This window comes from Paenibacillus andongensis, assembly GCF_025369935.1.
Taxonomy (GTDB): Bacteria; Bacillota; Bacilli; order Paenibacillales; family NBRC-103111; genus Paenibacillus_E; species Paenibacillus_E andongensis.
In genome coordinates this window covers 1,204,776-1,223,520 of record NZ_CP104467.1, presented here as the reverse complement: position 1 = coordinate 1,223,520, position 18,745 = coordinate 1,204,776, and the positions used below count along the sequence as shown (strand labels likewise).

20 protein-coding genes, 1 riboswitch and 1 other annotated feature are annotated in these 18,745 nt (G+C 42.2%); of the genes, 4 read left to right on the top strand and 16 right to left on the bottom strand.

What is annotated here, in order from left to right; genetic code table 11:
- Positions 1-217: 217 nt before the first annotated feature.
- The 5 genes from NYR53_RS05675 to NYR53_RS05655 form a co-directional block, all read right to left on the bottom strand.
- Entirely contained in the window at positions 218-1,921 is a 1,704-nt protein-coding gene (locus NYR53_RS05675) for an amylo-alpha-1,6-glucosidase (protein WP_261304294.1), read from the bottom strand.
- Between the two features lie 202 nt (positions 1,922-2,123).
- Positions 2,124-2,849 carry a DUF4386 domain-containing protein gene (locus NYR53_RS05670; RefSeq protein ID WP_261304293.1) on the bottom strand — a complete coding sequence of 242 codons (726 nt, stop codon included), beginning with the start codon at positions 2,847-2,849 and terminating at the stop codon, positions 2,124-2,126.
- Between the two features lie 12 nt (positions 2,850-2,861).
- Complete coding sequence (locus NYR53_RS05665; RefSeq protein WP_047687461.1) at positions 2,862-3,077, bottom strand: helix-turn-helix transcriptional regulator; 216 nt, start codon at positions 3,075-3,077, stop codon at positions 2,862-2,864.
- 1 nt (position 3,078) lies between these two features.
- Positions 3,079-3,525 (bottom strand): hypothetical protein, encoded by a 447-nt coding sequence (locus NYR53_RS05660; RefSeq protein ID WP_261304292.1) that lies wholly within the window; start codon positions 3,523-3,525, stop codon positions 3,079-3,081.
- 186 nt (positions 3,526-3,711) lie between these two features.
- Positions 3,712-4,479 (bottom strand): isocitrate lyase/PEP mutase family protein, encoded by a 768-nt coding sequence (locus tag NYR53_RS05655; RefSeq protein ID WP_261304291.1) that lies wholly within the window; start codon positions 4,477-4,479, stop codon positions 3,712-3,714.
- Between the two features lie 212 nt (positions 4,480-4,691).
- On the opposite strand from NYR53_RS05655, the gene NYR53_RS05650 reads away from it, so the two are divergent.
- The 3 genes from NYR53_RS05650 (at position 4,692) to NYR53_RS05640 (ending at position 6,257) form a co-directional block, all read left to right on the top strand.
- Complete coding sequence (locus tag NYR53_RS05650; protein ID WP_261304290.1) at positions 4,692-4,859, top strand: hypothetical protein; 168 nt, start codon at positions 4,692-4,694, stop codon at positions 4,857-4,859.
- Between the two features lie 139 nt (positions 4,860-4,998).
- Complete coding sequence (locus NYR53_RS05645) at positions 4,999-5,403, top strand: CBS domain-containing protein (RefSeq protein WP_261304289.1); 405 nt, start codon at positions 4,999-5,001, stop codon at positions 5,401-5,403.
- Between the two features lie 410 nt (positions 5,404-5,813).
- Complete coding sequence (locus NYR53_RS05640; protein WP_261304288.1) at positions 5,814-6,257, top strand: hypothetical protein; 444 nt, start codon at positions 5,814-5,816, stop codon at positions 6,255-6,257.
- Between the two features lie 143 nt (positions 6,258-6,400).
- On the opposite strand, the gene NYR53_RS05635 is transcribed toward NYR53_RS05640, so the two are convergent.
- The 4 genes from NYR53_RS05635 to NYR53_RS05620 form a co-directional block, all read right to left on the bottom strand.
- Entirely contained in the window at positions 6,401-7,408 is a 1,008-nt protein-coding gene (locus tag NYR53_RS05635) for a DUF3231 family protein (protein ID WP_261304287.1), read from the bottom strand.
- Between the two features lie 84 nt (positions 7,409-7,492).
- Entirely contained in the window at positions 7,493-8,221 is a 729-nt protein-coding gene (locus tag NYR53_RS05630; RefSeq protein WP_261304286.1) for an AAA family ATPase, read from the bottom strand.
- Between the two features lie 840 nt (positions 8,222-9,061).
- Positions 9,062-10,453, bottom strand: a complete 1,392-nt coding sequence (locus NYR53_RS05625; RefSeq protein ID WP_261306286.1) for an amino acid permease — start codon at positions 10,451-10,453, stop codon at positions 9,062-9,064.
- Between the two features lie 162 nt (positions 10,454-10,615).
- A riboswitch (Lysine riboswitch) is annotated at positions 10,616-10,804 on the bottom strand.
- A 93-nt stretch (positions 10,805-10,897) separates the two neighbouring features.
- Complete coding sequence (locus NYR53_RS05620) at positions 10,898-11,380, bottom strand: CcdC protein domain-containing protein (RefSeq protein ID WP_261304285.1); 483 nt, start codon at positions 11,378-11,380, stop codon at positions 10,898-10,900.
- Between the two features lie 182 nt (positions 11,381-11,562).
- Here NYR53_RS05620 and NYR53_RS05615 point away from each other — a divergent pair, with 182 nt between their 5' ends.
- Positions 11,563-11,724 carry a hypothetical protein gene (locus NYR53_RS05615; protein ID WP_261304284.1) on the top strand — a complete coding sequence of 54 codons (162 nt, stop codon included), beginning with the start codon at positions 11,563-11,565 and terminating at the stop codon, positions 11,722-11,724.
- A 59-nt stretch (positions 11,725-11,783) separates the two neighbouring features.
- On the opposite strand, the gene NYR53_RS05610 is transcribed toward NYR53_RS05615, so the two are convergent.
- From NYR53_RS05610 to NYR53_RS05575, 7 genes are all read right to left on the bottom strand, one after another.
- Positions 11,784-13,286, bottom strand: coding sequence for an MDR family MFS transporter (locus NYR53_RS05610; RefSeq protein WP_261304283.1), 1,503 nt, complete (start codon positions 13,284-13,286; stop codon positions 11,784-11,786).
- Between the two features lie 203 nt (positions 13,287-13,489).
- Positions 13,490-14,260 (bottom strand): carboxymuconolactone decarboxylase family protein, encoded by a 771-nt coding sequence (locus NYR53_RS34395; protein ID WP_367618661.1) that lies wholly within the window; start codon positions 14,258-14,260, stop codon positions 13,490-13,492.
- 4 nt (positions 14,261-14,264) lie between these two features.
- Entirely contained in the window at positions 14,265-14,654 is a 390-nt protein-coding gene (locus NYR53_RS05595) for a MerR family transcriptional regulator (RefSeq protein WP_261304282.1), read from the bottom strand.
- 108 nt (positions 14,655-14,762) lie between these two features.
- Positions 14,763-15,386, bottom strand: coding sequence for a DedA family protein (locus NYR53_RS05590; protein WP_261304281.1), 624 nt, complete (start codon positions 15,384-15,386; stop codon positions 14,763-14,765).
- Between the two features lie 96 nt (positions 15,387-15,482).
- On the bottom strand, positions 15,483-16,112 hold the full coding sequence (locus NYR53_RS05585) for a phosphatase PAP2 family protein (RefSeq protein ID WP_367618622.1): 630 nt from the start codon (positions 16,110-16,112) through the stop codon (positions 15,483-15,485).
- Positions 16,113-16,390: 278 nt separating this feature from the next.
- Entirely contained in the window at positions 16,391-17,476 is a 1,086-nt protein-coding gene (gene asd / locus NYR53_RS05580) for an aspartate-semialdehyde dehydrogenase (RefSeq protein ID WP_261304280.1), read from the bottom strand.
- Between the two features lie 149 nt (positions 17,477-17,625).
- Positions 17,626-17,891 (bottom strand) — a binding site (T-box leader).
- Positions 17,892-17,980: 89 nt separating this feature from the next.
- Positions 17,981-18,589 (bottom strand): transglutaminase-like domain-containing protein, encoded by a 609-nt coding sequence (locus NYR53_RS05575; RefSeq protein ID WP_261304279.1) that lies wholly within the window; start codon positions 18,587-18,589, stop codon positions 17,981-17,983.
- Positions 18,590-18,745: the final 156 nt, after the last annotated feature.

Genomic DNA, 18,745 nt, shown 5'->3' with positions numbered 1-18,745 from the left:
AATCTTTGATGATCGCACCCTCCCTCCAGCTTCTCTGAAAAATCTTACTCTTAAGTGTAGCATGGAACACTTTCAGCGAACAATGTATCTTCCATCCATGAGATTCCAACATAGGCCGCGTTAGCTTCCCTATTCAAATATTGAGTTCCGATGCCCTCAAACCGGAAAAGCACCTCCCCTCTGCTCATTTTGTAACAGGAGGAAGTGCAGGTTTTATTTAAGTTGTGTACTCATTTCCTAAAATCAAGAACACGCTCGATGTCCATGTAAAAGCCCGATCACGCAAACCTTGTCCCGTAATCGCGTCAAAATTCTCGGCCATTCCGCTGCGATCCAGCATACTGCAGAATCGGCGCGCTACCTCTTCTGCCAGTTCACGATCACCCGCTGCGGCTGCTCCTTCCACGAGCAGCATGGTTGACGGTGCCCAGATCGGACCTCGCCAATAGCCGTCCGGATTGTAGAAAGGACTTTTCACACTCTCTGTCGCCCAACCATTCGTGGTTAAGAACCGCTCTTCATCCCTTAGCCCCTTCAGCAAAGCTGTGCGGATCTGCTCGGGCAGACGTTTGCCTAAAAGGATGGGAACGAACAAGAGGAGACTGTCCCCTTCGGATAACTCATGCGTGCCGGAGCTGCAAGCCGTGAAGCGGCCATCCTTCCAGAAATGACGAATCATCTTCTCAAGTGTGCCCTCCGCAAGGCGCCGCCATTCGCTCGCTTCCTCCGCATACCCGAGCAGTCCCGCAATCTCAGCAAGCAGTTCTGCTTGTAGAATGAGAAAAGCCGCTAAATCCGGGCTTTCTACTGGAATGCCATTATTGAAGGCTGTGCTGTTGTCCCAGCCAGAATCATTACCGTGATTGTATTGCGGAATGCCATCTCCATCGCCGTCGCGATATCGGAACCACCATTTCGTCCATTTAGAGAGTGGTTCATAGACCTCCCGAAGCTGCGCATCCTTAATATAGTCCGTTCTGGCCATCATCCAGGAAAGGGTCCAACCGTGAATCGGAGGCTTGTTGCAGTTCCAGAGCTCGTACTTATTATTGATGAAATCCGGAATCAAGCCACTCTCATCCTGACGGTCAAAGAAAATCATGAATTGATCCCATGCCAGCTTTGGATCATGGCGAACTAGCGCCATCGCATTGAAGCAGTGATCCCAGCTCCAAATATTCGTCATCCAGTTCTTCGACATATACATTGCAGGTCGGGTCAGGCACCCCTCTGCCGGAACGAGGCAGGACCACGTGATATAAGCCGCAAGTTCCCGACTTTCGTGCAAGCGTTCAGGCAAATGCAGAGAGCGATCCAGCCATTGGTTAAACTCTTCCTTCACTTGTTTCACAGCGTCATCGAAGGATTCCCAAGCATTGCGCGGCTCCCACACGGTGTGGAATTCCTCTACAGCAAACTCGGAAATGCCCGATTTGCCTTCAGGCAAGAAGTCTGCGATTACGTAGGAACTCTTAATTTTGTCCCATGGCACTTCCATCTTCAAGTCGCCAACTAGCGCTGTCAGCATGAACCTGCATTCATGGGTGAAGCTGTTCACTTCCCAGCTGCTGGAAGCTGCTTGATACGCGTAATCGTAAGCAGCCGTGCGGAAAGTTAAGCGGATTCCACAGCCTTTCGTACGAATCCGAAATGTTCGGCGATCCGAGATACATATTTCAGCCGTTATGCCTGCCGTCGATTCAAGCCGGATCAACTCCGGGCAAGCTATTGCCTGGAATGGCACGGATTGACCGCTTTCATCCAGCATATCGATATGAAACGCCTCACCGAATTTATCATCGCCGCCACGTACGGTGCGCAGATACAGGCCTTGTTGTCGATCTTGGGCTTCAGGCAGAAGCGAAATCGCTAGGAACGATTCTCTCCGGCTGAAAGGTACAACGTTCAGGTCAAAGTTCATGATTCATTTCTCCTTCGCGAAACAGTATGCGCTTTCATTGTACCGAAAGGAGTGTCGCGGAAGAACGGACAGTTGTTTGTGATGGGTAGGTAATTTGTTGCCTGTTGAGGGTTGTGAGGGATTGAGGGGGCATTTTGTTCGGTCTAATTCGTCATATTGTTCGAAACCATAATCCAATAAGTATCCCTCTTCTTTTGGATAGCTATTGCCGTTGTTGAACCCTTACCCCCTTAATCAGAAGCCAGAAAGCTAAGGATAGCTCCCCGATCACACCCGGTACGGCTACAATCAGTTGGAATATCGTTTGGTAGTCGGCGTAGTTGGGTAGAAGAAAATGAGCAAGACTATCTATGACATATCCCGCAGATGCAAGGATCAAGAAGATCCCAATTATTCTTGGAATATAGCCTCCCGACTTGATGATTAAATAACCAACGAACAGCAAATGGAATCCAAAAAATACCAGACCAATCAGCCATCCATTTTTAAATGCATCGATCAGTAACATCACCTGAGCGTATAACTTTAATTGATCTGTTGTGAATGCCTTCAAGTATTCAGCACCCCTTAGAAGTGGCAAAACATTTAATAAATTAGACAAGGCGATCCCAAAAATAGCGGTGTAGACCAACCTAAACCACGCCGCGAGCATAGCAAGATTCTTATTAACGGGTTTGAGCAGAACATATAGTGCCCAAGCTACCAGCAAATCAAGAATAAGCACGATGATAAAGCTGATAAATCCACTCCGAAATAACATCTCATTGGCTATGAGGTTATTAACCGTTGCTGCTGCATCATGCGGAATAATTAGACCCTCAAGAACAGAAAAATTAGAAAACATAGCAAGTATGGCCATAAGTAGAAGCCCGATCCCAGCGATTCTAGCATAAAAAAGCGGTGAAGCTTCGTTGTTACGGTTTGTCATTTCTAACCCCTCCTAATTTTCCTCAAAAGAGAACACTTCTTCTAACTTTCGGCCGAAGACGTTAGCAATACGAAAAGCTAATTCCAGAGATGGAGAGTAATTTCCTTTCTCGATGGCAACAATGGTCTGTCGTGTCACTCCTGCTTTATCCGCTAATTGTTGTTGGGTCATTTCATCATGATTAAAACGTAAGGTCCGAATATTGTTGCTAATGTGCCCCTTGCCCATCTTAGACTCCTTTTCGATAGAGATATAGCTGTGTGCTGATTCCAACCACCTCTGACAATAAACCTGAACCAATAAGTATGATGAACATGACATAGGGTGGTTGATCCATGACCAGCGGTATCATGGATAGTAAAAAACCAATGATAAAAACATAATGAGAATTTCTCGTGGATTTCAATGCAATTAATTTGTCCAGCTCATCCGTAATTAAGGGTTCTTTCTCTTTCGTTGCTAGGGTATTAAGTATACTGAATACGATATGAATGATGACTTTTGCTACAATCGACACCGGGATTAAGATTAAGATAAAGGCTCCCCAGAAGCTGAATTCATTCGATGCATGAAAGCTCCCTTCTTGGTACTTTTGAAACACATACATACTATAAATAGAAAAAATGAGTAAGGTGGTAAATAAAGATACGATGTTTTTCTTTTCTTGAAAGGACATATTCACCTCTCCTTTTTTTGTTAACATTTACTAATAAGTAAAGTATTCTTTACATAGTATATTGTCTACCAAACATAATGTCAAGTTTATTTGACACAACTAAACTTAAGATTATGATCAAAATTCCATACAAAAAGAGCAAAGGCGGTGGCCTCTGCTCTTCAGGTTATACGATTTCATATTTATTTAATTAAATAATATCGATGTATCCTGAGACTCATAAATCTGAGCCGCACAATGATCCAATAAGTTGTTAACCTTCCGATATAACGCACCTCCAATACTTAACCTTTTGATTCCAAGCTCCTTAAGCTTATTACAGTTAGTAAGTCCCGGCAAAGACATAATATTTAGTGGGGCATTTGTTTGAGATAGAATTGCTCTAATTTCGTCATCTTCTTTCAATCCGGGAACAAAAATACCGCTTGCTCCGCTTTCGACATAGGCATTTGCTCTGTCAATCGTTTCATTTAGAGGATTTTGATTTTGTAAGTAGGTATCCGTCCTCGCGTTGATATAAAATCCTTGATAGCCATTTTTCTCTAATGCTGTTCTAATTTTCGATAAAAGATGGCATTGTTGGTCCAATGGTTTGAGACCAGCTTGGTTCTTGAGCGAATCCTCTATATTAATTCCTGCAGCACCTAAATCTGCAAGTTTTAAGACATTGTCGACTATCATTTGATCGTCTTTTCCATAACCAGACTCAATGTCTGCAGTAACAGGTATTTTCACATGATCTACGATCATTTTCACAACATTAAGCTGTATGGCAAATTCAATCATTTCGCCGTCCGAATATCCTAAGCTTTGCGCTACTCCCCAACTCGTTGTACCGATGGCTTTGAATCCGGCTTTCTCAAGTGACAGAGCGGAGAGTAGGTCCCAGGCGTTCCCCAGCAATAAAACTTCATTGGATTCATGCAGCGCGTTAAATTCCTGAATTTTACTCATTTGAGCAGCACATCCCCTTTACTCTTGAGCTTATGATTCTGTACTAATGATGCAATATATAGTTTTAAAATAGAAGATAAGAATTGATTTTAATTAAAATATCCCGCTCGAACAGTTCAGTTTATTATTCGACTGTCTTCTACACCCTCATTCGCGAACTACATAACGAAACTTATACTATTGAAACATTATCATGATTAAAGGAGCTTAGAATGCTGACCAATATGGAGGAAAGAAAGATCACGAATGGAGATATCGACCTGATGATTGCCGAGATTGAGGAAGGCTGGAAAGAGTTGAGTATGATCGGTAGGTCTTGTCGGGACATTAGGGAGGATCTGGTTAGGCTATCGCAAGTATTGGATGAACTCATTTATTAGGCTACCGGTATTCGATCCTGTATGACATATTCTGGCGACTCATGCTAAAATGGAAACAACTTTCAATGTCTTTGTAAGATATTTATGTTTTAATTAACATATCGTTATTTGAAATTTCAGAGAAAAGGAGTTTATACCTATGAAGATAGCCTCTTTTCTATTACCCAAAGACAAGGTTGCCTTTATCACATCGTCAGCTTCCATGAAGGAAGCGTTAGAACAATTAGAAAATCACTATTATACAGCTCTTCCTCTTGTTGATAGTGACGGGAAATATACGGGTACATTGTCGGAAGGTGACCTGTTATGGACGTTAAAGAATACACCTGGGATTCATTTTGATAATATCCATCAAGTGCAAGTGAGCGAAATCGAGAAACATATTCACAATGAGTCCGTTTCCATTCATGCAAACATGGAAGATATGCTGGCGCTAGCAGCTGATCAAAATTTCGTTCCGGTTGTAGATGATGACAATATTTTCATTGGCATTATTCGCAGGAAAGATATTATTGAATATTATATGAGAAACATTACCGATTAATAAACCAAATGCCCATGATTCAAGTTCTTGAGGATTGACTTGGCAAGGCAATACCCCTTCCCCTTTTTTCTACCCATCGAAACCTCATTTCAAGACACTATTGCCTCCTTAAATTGCCGAATTAACTATCAATCCCAACATTTGATCTATACATTTTAATCTATAAATTACAGCCTTATTTTACTATGGGCAAATCCAATTTTCCTTAAAGAGAAAGACGGACCACTGTACATGCAGTGGTCCGTCTTTCTAGTTTAGATTGCCGTATCCATTACATAAGACTCCTCTAGGCACTCAATCTCGTTTGAATCCAGCTTAACCGACAACGCATAAATAGGACAAAGCATACAACCTTTTCTCAATATGGCTTCATATAATAAATAAGCTTCGTCAAAAAGGAGGTGTATTTAATGCCTTGGTTATTAGATGCAAGAACATCGCAAAATGCTAGTTTTCAACAATCGATCAGTTCTTCGACCTCCAGCACTCCCACACTATTTGGACAGGTTGGGCTAGAATGTTTGAATCCAGGAGGACTCATACGTGTTCAATTTACTGCAACTGCAACCATTTCGTTTCCAGGTAACGCAACAGATTTAACTATCCTTATCCAAGTTGTAAGAGGAACACTGATAACAGATCCATTGGTGTACTCCGCTAATCTAACCATACCAGCTACAGCACCAGTAGAGGGGTCTCTTATCTTTCCTTATACCGTTACAGGATCAGATTACAACGTCCCAGCTCCTCCTACTAGCCAACTTATTTATTCCGCATTCATAAGTTCCAATAGCACCCTACCGCTTCGGGTCGGTCCGGAAAGTTTTAATGCAGCAGCTTATTCGGATTTTTAACGAATCGCATGAATTTGCAATTATCTTTTAAAGATAACTGCCTGTTAACCAAGAAGGCTGCCGATCCATTATGTCGGCAGCCTCTTCCACTTTTATTAAGGTTTAGTCCTTCATTAGTTAAAAAATGAACAACACATTTTCAGTCACGATTTCGTTAGTTGTCTTCTATCTTCTACTTGTGGCGGCTCCTCCATCCAGCCGTATTTGATCAAGATTTCTCCACCATCTTTGACAAAGGGTACAATCTTCTGAGTAAGTCGCGCCATCGTCAACAGCAAATCACTTCGTAAACTAAAAGCTCCACCAAGTGCATTACTCCCAATACTAAATGATCCTAATAAATTGGTGATATACATCATTAACTTATCCGAAAATGGAGCAATCGTTGAATTCGTTGCTTTCCCTGCATGAGTAGCAGGCGGTTCTATGTAATCCTTACGTAAAAATTCACCTAGTGTAGTTTCAACGTCCTTTGACAAATTCATTCCTTCAATAAAATATTCTTTTACAAGTTTATCCTGTGCGACTTGGGCGAATCCAATCATTAATTGCATGCCTGTAAGGTTTGTCTCAATGGCATGATGGATCAGGGAAATTTCAATAGCATTTAATGCTCTTGTTTCCCTTAGCAAATTAAAACCTGATAAATAATTTTTATCTTTAACAAAGGCAACTTCTTTGGGCATGGTCATAAAAGGCGGGCGGACAAGTACCCCTTTGTCCAATAGAAATTGTGTACATTGGTCAAACATTTCTTGTGCGTTTGCTGTTAATTGCTTAAATAGTTGTCTTATATCTTTCCGATAGGACATTGTTGAGTACAACGCAAAAAGACTAGCTTCAATCTTGCTTATCATATGTAAAAACATGGGTTCATATAGATAATCAAATAACTTAGGAACTCCTTTATTAATGTCGTTACCTGTAAATCCAAGTGGAATAACGGCTCCTTCTTGTTGGAAAATGTGTTTAATGGATCCTACCATTTGTTCCGTTGAATCGTAAGTCGATTTTAAGATTTGTTGAACTTCTTCATTTTCAGCATGTTCAAGGAAATACTCTAAGAACCTCAATAACATTGTTTTCTCTTGATAAGTCATCCACAAGTTTCCTATTTCTGATGACGTCAATGGTACATGATTTGAATTCATTGGCCATACTCCCTTGTTTTAATGATTTGTTGTGGTTATGATTCCCTCCTTCTTGATTTCGTATTAAAGTCTCCGTTACGTTTTTCATTCATTTATATCATCTGATTCGGAAAAAAGCTCCTGCAGGACTGTCTTTCGGTTTTCAAGAAACCGTCTGGTGACAATGTAGTGCAGCGTGTCCTCATATCTAATTTCCTCTATGGGATGAACATCAAAGTTAATAATCTGCGCATCTGGGAATCCGAGAAGTATCGGAGAATGTGTTGCAATGATGAACTGAGCTTCTTTCTCTAAATCTTTGATAACCCGCATTAATGCCAATTGCCTTGCAGGGGATAACGCCGCCTCAGGTTCGTCGAGAAGGTAAATCGCCTTTTTTCCAAAACGATGTTTAAAAAGAGACAGAAACGCTTCACCATGCGATTGCTCATGTAAAGAACGACCACCATAATATTGCAAACTTTCGGGCAAAGTATCCAAATGTGAGGCAAAATGATAAAACGTCTCTGCTCTTAGAAAAAAGCCGTTCGTGATTTTAGGCATCCAAGAAAGACGAATATGATCCCCCAGAATGGAATGCGAAGCATCCACATCATAGTCATTGTTCTTCCCTCCGCCAGCCGTATTAAATCCGCTTTGATAAGCTATTGCTTCAAGGAGCGTGGATTTGCCCGAACCATTCTCCCCAACAAGAAAGGTGACATTCGTTCGAAAAGCAAGCGATTTTAAAGATTTCACCGCAGGTATGGAAAATGGATAACTTTTCGGATCCGTCTGATTATTCCTCAGAATCTCAAGGCTTCGCAAGTACATTAATATCAACTCCAAACATAAATTTCATGAGTCTAATATTATTTTAACTTATTCAATGACCCCGAGCATAAAAAGAACCTCAGGCTCTGCCTCAGATCCTTGGTGTAACCCATTCTTTTGTGCATGAGGCGGTAATTCACGACACGGCTGTTACTTGGCGAGTTTCTTTGCAAGGAACTACTCGCTGTTCTCCGGTGTACAAGAAGACTATAGCGTTTTGCAGCTGAATCCCCATAATAACTGCGAAAGTGCAGGTATTTTGCTAAAATCGTTTGAATAGAGGAAACGCCTGCTATTATGCAGTAATTTTTAGCTTTTCCATCCTGAAATTAAAAAATGACCGTAAAAGCCTGCACGATTGCAGGCTTTTACGATTAGGAGCTATTCAAAGAAAAAAGCATGTATAATTGCAGGCTTACCCAACCGTAGTCACTTCTTCTCGTTAAAGTTCGCTCCAACCCAAAACATATAAATTCTTTAAATAGAATAAGCGCGGAAACCGCGCTTATTCTGGAGAGCACACAAATAAATAGGGGTTAAGCTTCACTTACCCCAGACCCAAAACATAAAAGAAGCTGGATCATTGATCACAGCTTCTTCATTCTTGCGTCTACCTGAAAGGAGAGATTAACCATATTGCAGGCAATACTTCATTCAATTTTCAATTCCAATATGGATACATTTTATAATACGAACATTATCCGGTAAACAGGTTTCTTTCTTTTCCGTTTTTAACGCAATAACAACTATTATTGCCCAATAAAAAGCAAAGTATACATGGACATAATCCCAAATCCAAATTTATTTAATTAATCTTCGGTAGTATCCAAATTTATTCAATTAATCAGAGGTAGTATCCAAACTGCATTCTTCCAGCTTTAATACTTTTGTTTTGTATTTCCACTTGTAACCCAGCCAGAATACCAAGAATAATGGAATTCCTATATAGGAAGCCAGTAAGAACTTCCAGTCCACGTGACCGTCCGAAAAAGCGCTCATGCTTTGGCCAATAATAACAATCATACACATGACGCCTGCCAAGATCGGCCCGAACGGGAACCAGATGGAGCGGTATGGAAGATCAGCTACTTTGCGCCCCTGTGCAACGTAAGCTTTACGGAAACGGTAATGGCTTATGGCAATACCAAGCCACGCGATGAAACCGGACATACCTGACGCGTTCAATAGCCAAATGTATACTTGACCATCTCCAAAAAAGGAGGCAAGGAAAGTAAGCATTCCAAGTGCAGCTGTCGCGAGCAAGGCGTAAACCGGAATCCCGGCTTTATTTAATTTAGCGAATATTTTAGGCGCTTTACCTTCTTTGGCCAATACCCACAGCATGCGTGTGGAAGCGTACATCCCTGAGTTACCAGCGGATAAAACCGAGCTTAGGATAACGGCGTTCATCACAGAAGCTGCTATGCTTAAGCCTGCTTTTTCGAAAATAATCGTAAACGGACTTGCTGCTACACTGTCGCTAGAGAGCGTATCTGTGGAATACGGAATCAGCATCCCAACAACGAAAATAGCCAAAATGTAAAACAATAGAATTCTCCAGAACACGCTGCGAATCGCGCGAGGAACGTTCTTCTGAGGATTCTCGGACTCCCCTGCTGCAATACCGACGAGTTCGGTTCCTTGGAAGGAGAAGCCGGCAGCCATACAAACGCCAAGTACGGCAAGCAAGCCGCCCGAAATCGGCGCGTCACCCGCTGTAAAATTACTGAATCCAACCGCCTTCCCGCCCCAGATGCCGACGATCATAAGCAATCCGATACCGATAAACACAATCACTGTGACAATCTTGATCATAGCGAACCAATATTCCGACTCGCCGTAACTTTTAACAGACAATAAATTAAGACCAACCATCAAGGCAAGGAATAGAGCACTCCATAAGAAAGACGGGCTGTCAGGCAGCCAGAATTTAATAATTAAAGTCGCCGCGGACAACTCTGCCGCGATTGTAATTGCCCAGTTGTACCAATAATTCCACCCTAGCGCGAAGCCTAAGGATGGATCTACGAATTTGGTTGCGTAGGTACTGAATGTTCCAGATACCGGCATATATGTCGCCATTTCTCCCAAGCTTGTTACCAAAAAGTAAACCATAATTCCAATGATGAAGTAGGCTAACAGCGCGCCGCCTGGTCCAGCCGTATGAATCGCCCCGCCGCTGGCTAGGAACAACCCTGTTCCTATCGATCCGCCGAGTGAAATCATCGTCATATGGCGAGACTTCAAACCTCTACGTAACTTGTTCTCTTTCAATTTTCTGTCCGCTCCCTTTACCGTGTTTTCCGTTAGCTTTTCTCAAATAGAAGGCTAAAAACGCAAAAAAGCCGCCTCTCTTAAATAAGTCAGGCAGCTTCTACTCCCTCATTTATCCTGTATCAAGATAGCACAACACACTGCTTTGGACTCAGCAGTATGACAGTTCCGCTCCTTTCGGAAACGGCCCCAGCCAGACACGGTCAGTATACCGTGCGGCTTCGGCAATGTTGCCTTTTCATCGGAATCAACAGTCTCTACTGGACTTCCTCCGACGTACTCTTCAACATCGCGACCTCTACCTCATCTAGGATGATGAGGGTTCCTATTTAATTTTCAACAACTTTTACTATTTTAAATAGCTTCAAGTTATTAATCAATAGATATTTATTCCAATTGGAGTTAAACATTCAACACAGCTTGCTTCGAAGAGCTGACACCTCGGAATTTAATAAAACTAACGATCCGCCAAGTCGCGATGTAGCCAAAGGTCACCAGGTTGCACATAAAGCTAAGTGTGCTTGGATCAATTGATTTTATAGTCGCAATTGCGAGGAAACGAAGTGCAAAGATCACGATCAGCAGTACAAAGACCGTTTTGTTACGCTTAATAAACGTGTTGCCATTGTCTCGAACTTCAAAGTTGGTCGTCACAATGAGCGGGATTGAAACAATCATACCGATCAACAAAGCAATGATTACTTGCTCTCCACTAATATGCAGCTTTGGATCAAACAATTGCATTAACGAAGTAGAAATGTATAGGATAGGCAGCAGTAACGTTACTCCTGATTTTTTTAGCGGCTTACGCATGCCACTCAATTGTCCACGCAGAATGAAAAAGAAAATCAAAGCCGAAATCATCAACGATACTGTTGAGTTCATATAATAACACTCCCTTAAAGAATTTTATAGTCTTATTATCACTTTTCAGGGAGGGTTTCAAAAGTGAATCAAGTCACCGGATCGAGGTGACAATCGTCATATTCGTACACGGTGTCCGTATAAAAATTTTCATACAGTGGGAAACTATTCCTTGTTGTTATTTGAATAAAGGAGGTGTCACAATGCCCAATCAAGATAATCAGGCAACAAAGGCAGAAGTACAGACTACGGAGTTAAACAAAATGCCTGTCCCAGGTAAAGATGATACGGAATTTTCCGCAGAGGAAGCGGCTGAGGCATTTAAAGAAAATCAATCCTCCAGTAGCAGATCACAAAATCAATGATCCTCGATTCTATTGCGAAAAAAGCCCGGTTCCATCTGGACCGGGCTTTTCATTTAAGTTTAATGACTAACGATCATTGGAATTTCTGCACCGTCTGTTGACTCGCCTTCGACCTTTTTGGGTTTTTGCAGCATAAGACCAAGCAAACCGCCGACAACCGCGATACCCAGCAGAATTAAGAATGTGTACCCAAAGGAAGAAGCATACAAGTCTAAATCCGGCTTCTGCTTACCTGATTCAACCATTACATTTTTCATCTTCGTGGTAAAGATCGTCATCAAAATAGCGATAGCGAAGGACATCATAACTTGCTGTGCGGCGTTCGTGAGCGACGTTACACGTCCAACCAAATTCTGTGGTGCAGATTGGATCAAATGATTATTGAGAGGCATCATAAACAGTCCCATTCCCGCGCCTAGCAGTGCAAGCGGCAGGATCACTGTACCTATACCTGAATCTGCAGAAATATTTGACAGTAACAAGGCTGAAATCGTTGTAAGAGCCATACCCGCCAAGACGAGCGGACGAGCTCCGAAACGATCGGACAGTTTACCGCCAATTGGCATAAATAAACCGGAAGCCAGCGCTTGCGGAAGCATGATGAGCCCTGTTTTCAAAGGACTATAGCCATGAGCCTGTTGCAAATATAGAGGGACAAGGAACATGGTTCCGAACATCGCAATCTGTGAAATCCATTGTACGATGATCCCTTTCGTAAAATTACCTGAGCGGAAAACGCGAAGCTCGAGCAGCGGATTCTCACGTCTTAACTCCACGATAATGAATAAAATAAGCGCCACAATACCGATTCCTGAGCCGATTAGCGTATCCGCATCCATCCATGTGGATTTCCCGGTAATCGGGTCAATCCCACCGTTAGAAACGCCGTATACTAGCGCTGCAAAGGCAATTGGCCCTAACAGCATGCCTAATAAATCCAAGGATGCAACCGACTGCCGCCCAATATTCGGTAATGTACGGATTCCGAGAATAATTCCGATGACACCGATAGGCAGGTTAATCAGGAATATCCACTGCCAGCTATGATACTCAACCAACCAGCCTGCAACAACGGGGCCAAGTGCCGGCCCCAGCAAGATCGGAATACCCATCATGCCCATGACGGCCCCTACTTTTCCCGGCGGCGACAGACGATAGATGAACGCCATGGCAATCGGTACAACAACACCGCCACCTAGGCCTTGGATGATACGGAAAGTAATCAGCATTTCAACCGAATTAGCCAGCGCACATAGACCAGAACCAATCGTGAATAGACCTACTGAGATCAAGAATATTTTCTTGGCGCCAAATCTGTCGGATAGCCAGCCCGCTAAAGGAATGACCGCTGCTTGTGCCAGCGCATATCCGATCACGGTCCACTGTACTAAGGACAAGTTCAATAGTTTAAATTCCTCTTGCAGCTTAGGAAGAGCAACGTTTACTGCCGTTCCGTCCAAAATGACCATGAAAATTCCAACCACAATTGCCACCAACGGCCCTAATATGCTTCGCATTGAAAACGGGGCTTCTGTTGCTGCAATGTTTTTTCCTGAAGACATGTATTCCCTCCATCCGACTCAGCATCTTCTGCTGATTCTCTCTTGTCAAATTTCAAATTAACGGACAATTGTCCGTTTCTCCATGATGCTAACGAAATATACTATATTTGTCAATAGGCTGGGAAATGTTCGCGAATCAAGTGATATCGTTTCCTGTCGTATGAGAAAAGGACCGCCAAATGGCAGCCCTAATGGCGTCTACATTAATGCGATAAGAAGATCTCTTTCGCAACGGTAATTGCATTTAACACCTTAGGAAATCCCGTGTAAGGGGAGCAGTGCAGCAATGCCTCAATAATTTCTTCTCTCGTTAGGCCTACACGAATTGCGGCATTGAGATGTACGCGCAACTGCGGCTCGCATCCACCTTGAGCAGTTAAGGCTCCTAACGTAACGAGTTGACGTTGCTTAGGATTTAATCCTGAGCGGCTGTAGATTTCACCAAACGCAAATTCGATGATTTGTTCGGCTAACTGTGGGGCAATATCGGCAAGTGAATCAACAACCGCGTCACCATGTTGACCGTCAATTTCTTGAAGTTTAGCCAAGCCTCTTTCCCGTCGTTCTCCTACACTTTGCAGCAGCTCGTCCTCGATGTTTACTTCGATATTTAGTTCTGCAAATAGTTGTTTCGCAACGCCAACAGCATTTAAAGCACGCGGGAAGCCGCAAAACGGTATGCAATGAGTAGCAATCTCTATCATTTCGTCTGGCGTAATCCCAACTTTTAAACCGAAGTTTATATGCCACTTGAGTTGATTTGGCGTATCGCCTAATGAAATTAACGCTGAGATCACGATCATTTCTCTTTGTTGGTAGGTGAGTACGGGATTACTGAAAGTTTGCCCGTAAAACTCAATGATGTATCTACTGATGTGCGGGGACACGTTACTTAAACCATTGACGACTGCCTGGATACCTTCTTCATCTGTTTCTTGAAACAGTTTATTTCCAAGCTCATATGGTGAGTTCATCACTTTAACTACCTCCATTCAGTTGGTTTTCTAGTTCCCATTGACGGTAGATCTCTATTTTTTCGTTAATGACTTCATAATGTTCTTGAAGCCTTTCGATCTGTGCCGCTACCTTGTTCTTGTGGGCTTCCAGCAGAACTCTCCTTTCTTTGGTCGAAGCGGAGCCTTGTCTTCTCAGGTCGGCGATCTGTTGCATTTGCTTAATGCTCATTCCTGTAGTGCGAAGCCTTACCAAAAAACGAATCCATGCTAGATCGTTGACAGAATATTGGCGGCGACCATTCGAACCCCTGGCGATCGCATGAATCAGACCGTTTTTCTCATAGTAACGCAAGGTGTGAGCGGTGATACCAGTAAGGTTAGAAATGGCTTGAATGCTCAAATATTTTTCCATAGTGTAAGTTTACATCTTAGAGCGCACTCTAAGTCAATAGAATACTTTAGAGTAAATCGCCGGCATGAAAAGACGAGCTGTTTATCTCCAGATAACAACTCGTCTTTGTCATTTATGCCAGCTTATTGTACGTATCCAAGCTATAATTGCATGTTTTTTATGCTTAATATGAAATCCAATCCCCACTCCAACCACCAAAACAATAATTGCCGCTATGGAGTATTGCGAAATGATGTGGAGGAATTGCTCTATTTTTATACCGAAAATTTTACCGATCATGACATAAGCCAATACCCATACAAGTCCGCCCGTGAAGTTATAGAAGAGAAAGGTGCCTAACCGAACCCTTAGAATGCCGGACACGTAGCCAGTGAAGTGCCGCAAACCTGGGATAAAATAGCTGACAAGGATGAGCTTGTTACCATATTTATTAAACCAATTCGTGATTGTAATGATTCGTTCTTGGTTCAGAAAAAAGAATCTTCCATATTTTTCAAAGAAAGGTGTACCCAGTTTATAACCAAAAAAATAAGTAACTGTCGTACCAGCTATAGCTCCAAAATAAGAACAGAAGATTATGATTAAGATATTCAAACTTCCAAAAGTAGACATGTGACCAGATATCGCCATTGCCAATTCTCCTGGGAAAGGCAAGGCTAATGATTCGGTAAACAATCCTAAAATTAAAACAAAATACCCGTACTGCTCAAAGAGATTGCTAATCCACTCCATATTTACACTCCTCGAGGGCTTATAATTCACTTATTTTCTGATCGTTTCATAGTGTTCAATAGGCGGCATTCCAAGCCCCCCCATTCTTGATTCATGTCATGTCAATAAAGAATTCGTCATATAAACCACCAGCAAAGCAGTACCCATTCCGATCGTACCTCCTGCTACGCAATCCGTTGGGTAGTGATATCCCCAATAAACACGTGAAAAGGCAACCAATCCCGCAAAGATGATCAATAACAGAGCAACTCCCTGTGTCGATAGGAATAGAAAGGGGGTGACGAATGCAAAAATAGCGGTGGTATGGCCAGATGGAAACGAGTAATCCTTAAGCGGAAATTTCCCTACTCTCGCTTGCTGCATGACGTGGAATGGGCGAATTCTGCGCATCTTTTTCTTAATAATAACGGCAATCACATGACTTAAGGCCAAAGCCGCTAAACTTTGCAGACCGACCGCTCCCCAATCATCCGGTGCATACCATATAACTAATACGGCACATAGAATCGTAAACGTTGCGCCGCCCATGTGGGTAATCAATCCGAACAACCAATCCAGAACAATGTGATTTACCTTTTGATTGCACCATACAAACATGCTGTGATCGGCCTTCCTTAACCATTTCATGTTCTTCTTCCTCATAAATTCAACAGGCTTATACTGTCTGTTCATTGTTCCTCCATCTGGACTGCCGCCCGTCCTTGCTTCTTCCGTTTTTGAAACCATCGGATCAGCAACCACCCTGCTGAGAGGAGAATAACTGCCACAAGCAGCATGACGTCAATAGCAGCCACGTTCTATAGCAATAAGATTAGCAAATAAATGAAGCAGTGATAACTGTCTGAGGTTTAGTTTCGTGCTGGACTTTGGTCTTGGTACATAATCCCTGCAGGAGAGAATTGTTAAGGAGCAGTGCTGTAATGCGGCCACCACTTTAGAAAAAAGTAAAGAAGCCACTTCTACTAAGAATAAGAAGTGGCTTCTTTCATTAAATATAAATTCTTCTACTTTGCTTGAATGTACCCTTCCGCTTTAAGCAGTTCGGCGATCAGAACGGCACCACCCGCTGCTCCGCGTAATGTATTGTGTGATAGTCCTACAAATTTAAAATCATATATGGAATCCTCGCGCAATCTCCCCGCCGAAACACCCATACCGCGCTCAATTTCACGATCAAGTTTAGTCTGAGGCCTGTTCTCTTCTTCAAAATAAGTAATGAACTGTTTTGGAGCGCTTGGCAGACCGAGCTCCTGCGGTCGTCCTTTGAATTGCAGCCAGCGATCAAGAATTTCTTCCTTCGAAGGTTTTTTCTCGAACGAAACAAATACGGTAGCCAAATGCCCATCCGTTACTGGAACGCGAATACACTGCGTTGTAATTAAAGGAGCACTTGCTTTAATAATTTCATCATTTACAATGCTGCCCCATATGCGCAGCGGCTCCTGCTCGCTTTTTTCTTCCTCGCCGCCAATATAAGGAATGACATTATCCAACATATCGGGCCAATCGGTAAAGTTTTTACCTGCTCCGGAAATCGCCTGATACGTCGATGCAACCACTTTTGTTGGTTTGTAATCTAGCAGTGCATGAAGGGCCGGCACATAGCTTTGGATTGAACAGTTGGGCTTAACGGCAATGAAGCCGGTGGAGGTTCCAAGCCGCTTTCTCTGTGCAGCAATCACTTCAATATGCCCTGGATTAACTTCCGGAATGACCATCGGGATGTCCGGCGTCCAGCGATGTGCAGAATTATTGGAAATAACAGGCGTGCCCGTTTTTGCGTATGCCTCTTCCAACGCTTGAATTTCATTCTTTTTCATATCCACTGCACAAAAAATAAAATCGACCTGAGCGGCTACCTCCTCCACTTTCGATGCATCCTGTACGACGATATTTTTCACTTCTTCAGGAATTGGGCCAGACAACTTCCATCTGCCTTGCACAGATTCTTCATATGTTTTACCGGCAGAACTGCTGCTAGCGGCGATGGCCGTCACTTTAAACCAAGGATGCTGATCCAGCAACTGAACAAACCGCTGACCAACCATACCAGTTCCTCCTACAATTCCAACCTTCAATTTTTCTGACATCAGATATTCAAATCCTTTCAAAATGGTATGATTTAAGTGGAACCCCTAAATATATATTCAAACAGTCTGATTTGGTACCGCATGTTGCACGTGATCTGTACTTCTATTCAACCAATAAAAAAAATCCCACCCCCAAGACTTTAATCAGTCTTAGGGACGAGATTTGTATGCACTCGTGGTACCACCCCAGATTCGCTAGTATGTCGCCATATTAGCCTCTTCAAGTACGGCATTATCATCTAATGCGTATACTCTAGCTCTGTAACAGGAGCTCCTGGCACACCATCACCCTTACAAGTGGATCCGATGTGCTGCTCTGAGGCTTTTTTCAATAAAGAATTCTTTACTCCTTTTCAGCTAACGGAGCTCTCTGCGAAAGATTTCATTTATTTACTCTTCTCTTCGTCGCATTTAATTTCTTGCGATTATATTATCAAATATCCATTGTAAGGTAAACATAATTTTTGAAAATTCGAAAACTTTACAAGTTTTTTCACTAAATGACTATAAACTAGTTGGTAAACCATGAAGAATCATCTGTATACAATCTGTATTTTGCTTTAATGCGTTAATTGTTTTTAAGTTTGGCCGTTTATATATTTCTGGATGATCCACTTCGTTGTATTCTTCCCTTACCGGAAAAGCCAGCTTTTCTTCATCTGTAGAGAATTCCGCACTAACATTAGCTTTATTTCCACGTGCATCTAGGCGAACCCATCTTCCTATGGACTTGAGGTAAACTGCATTTAAGGCATGGATGCAGTACCCTGTATCTGGTGTGTCACCTATTGTAAGCTGTTGATAACAAAAACCAGTTGGAATGCCTTTGCTTCTTAAAATGGCGCACAACAGATTAGACTTCGCGTAACAAATACCTTCCTTAAAGAATATTGCTTCCGAGGCTTTACATGTAATTCGTGAACTTTGAATATCCCAAGAATGAGATATTTCATCACGAACAAATTCATAAGCTTTTTTCACAAAATCATCTTCGTTATACGATTCGTCATATAACTCTGCTGCTTTTTCTTTAATGGAAAGGTGACTATAATCAACTTCCTCTGTTTCTACCAGATAATCTTCTAGAAAATTTGATTCACAAGTTAAAATCATTCCAGTTCTCCCTCAATCTATTTATAAAATCGTGCGAAAAAATATTATGTATAATAATACATTTAATTGAATTATTATTCAATAAAATTATCGCTAAATTAAGTATCAAAAAGTCCACTCATCTAAACAACAAACTCCTCAGCCTTGTATGTACAA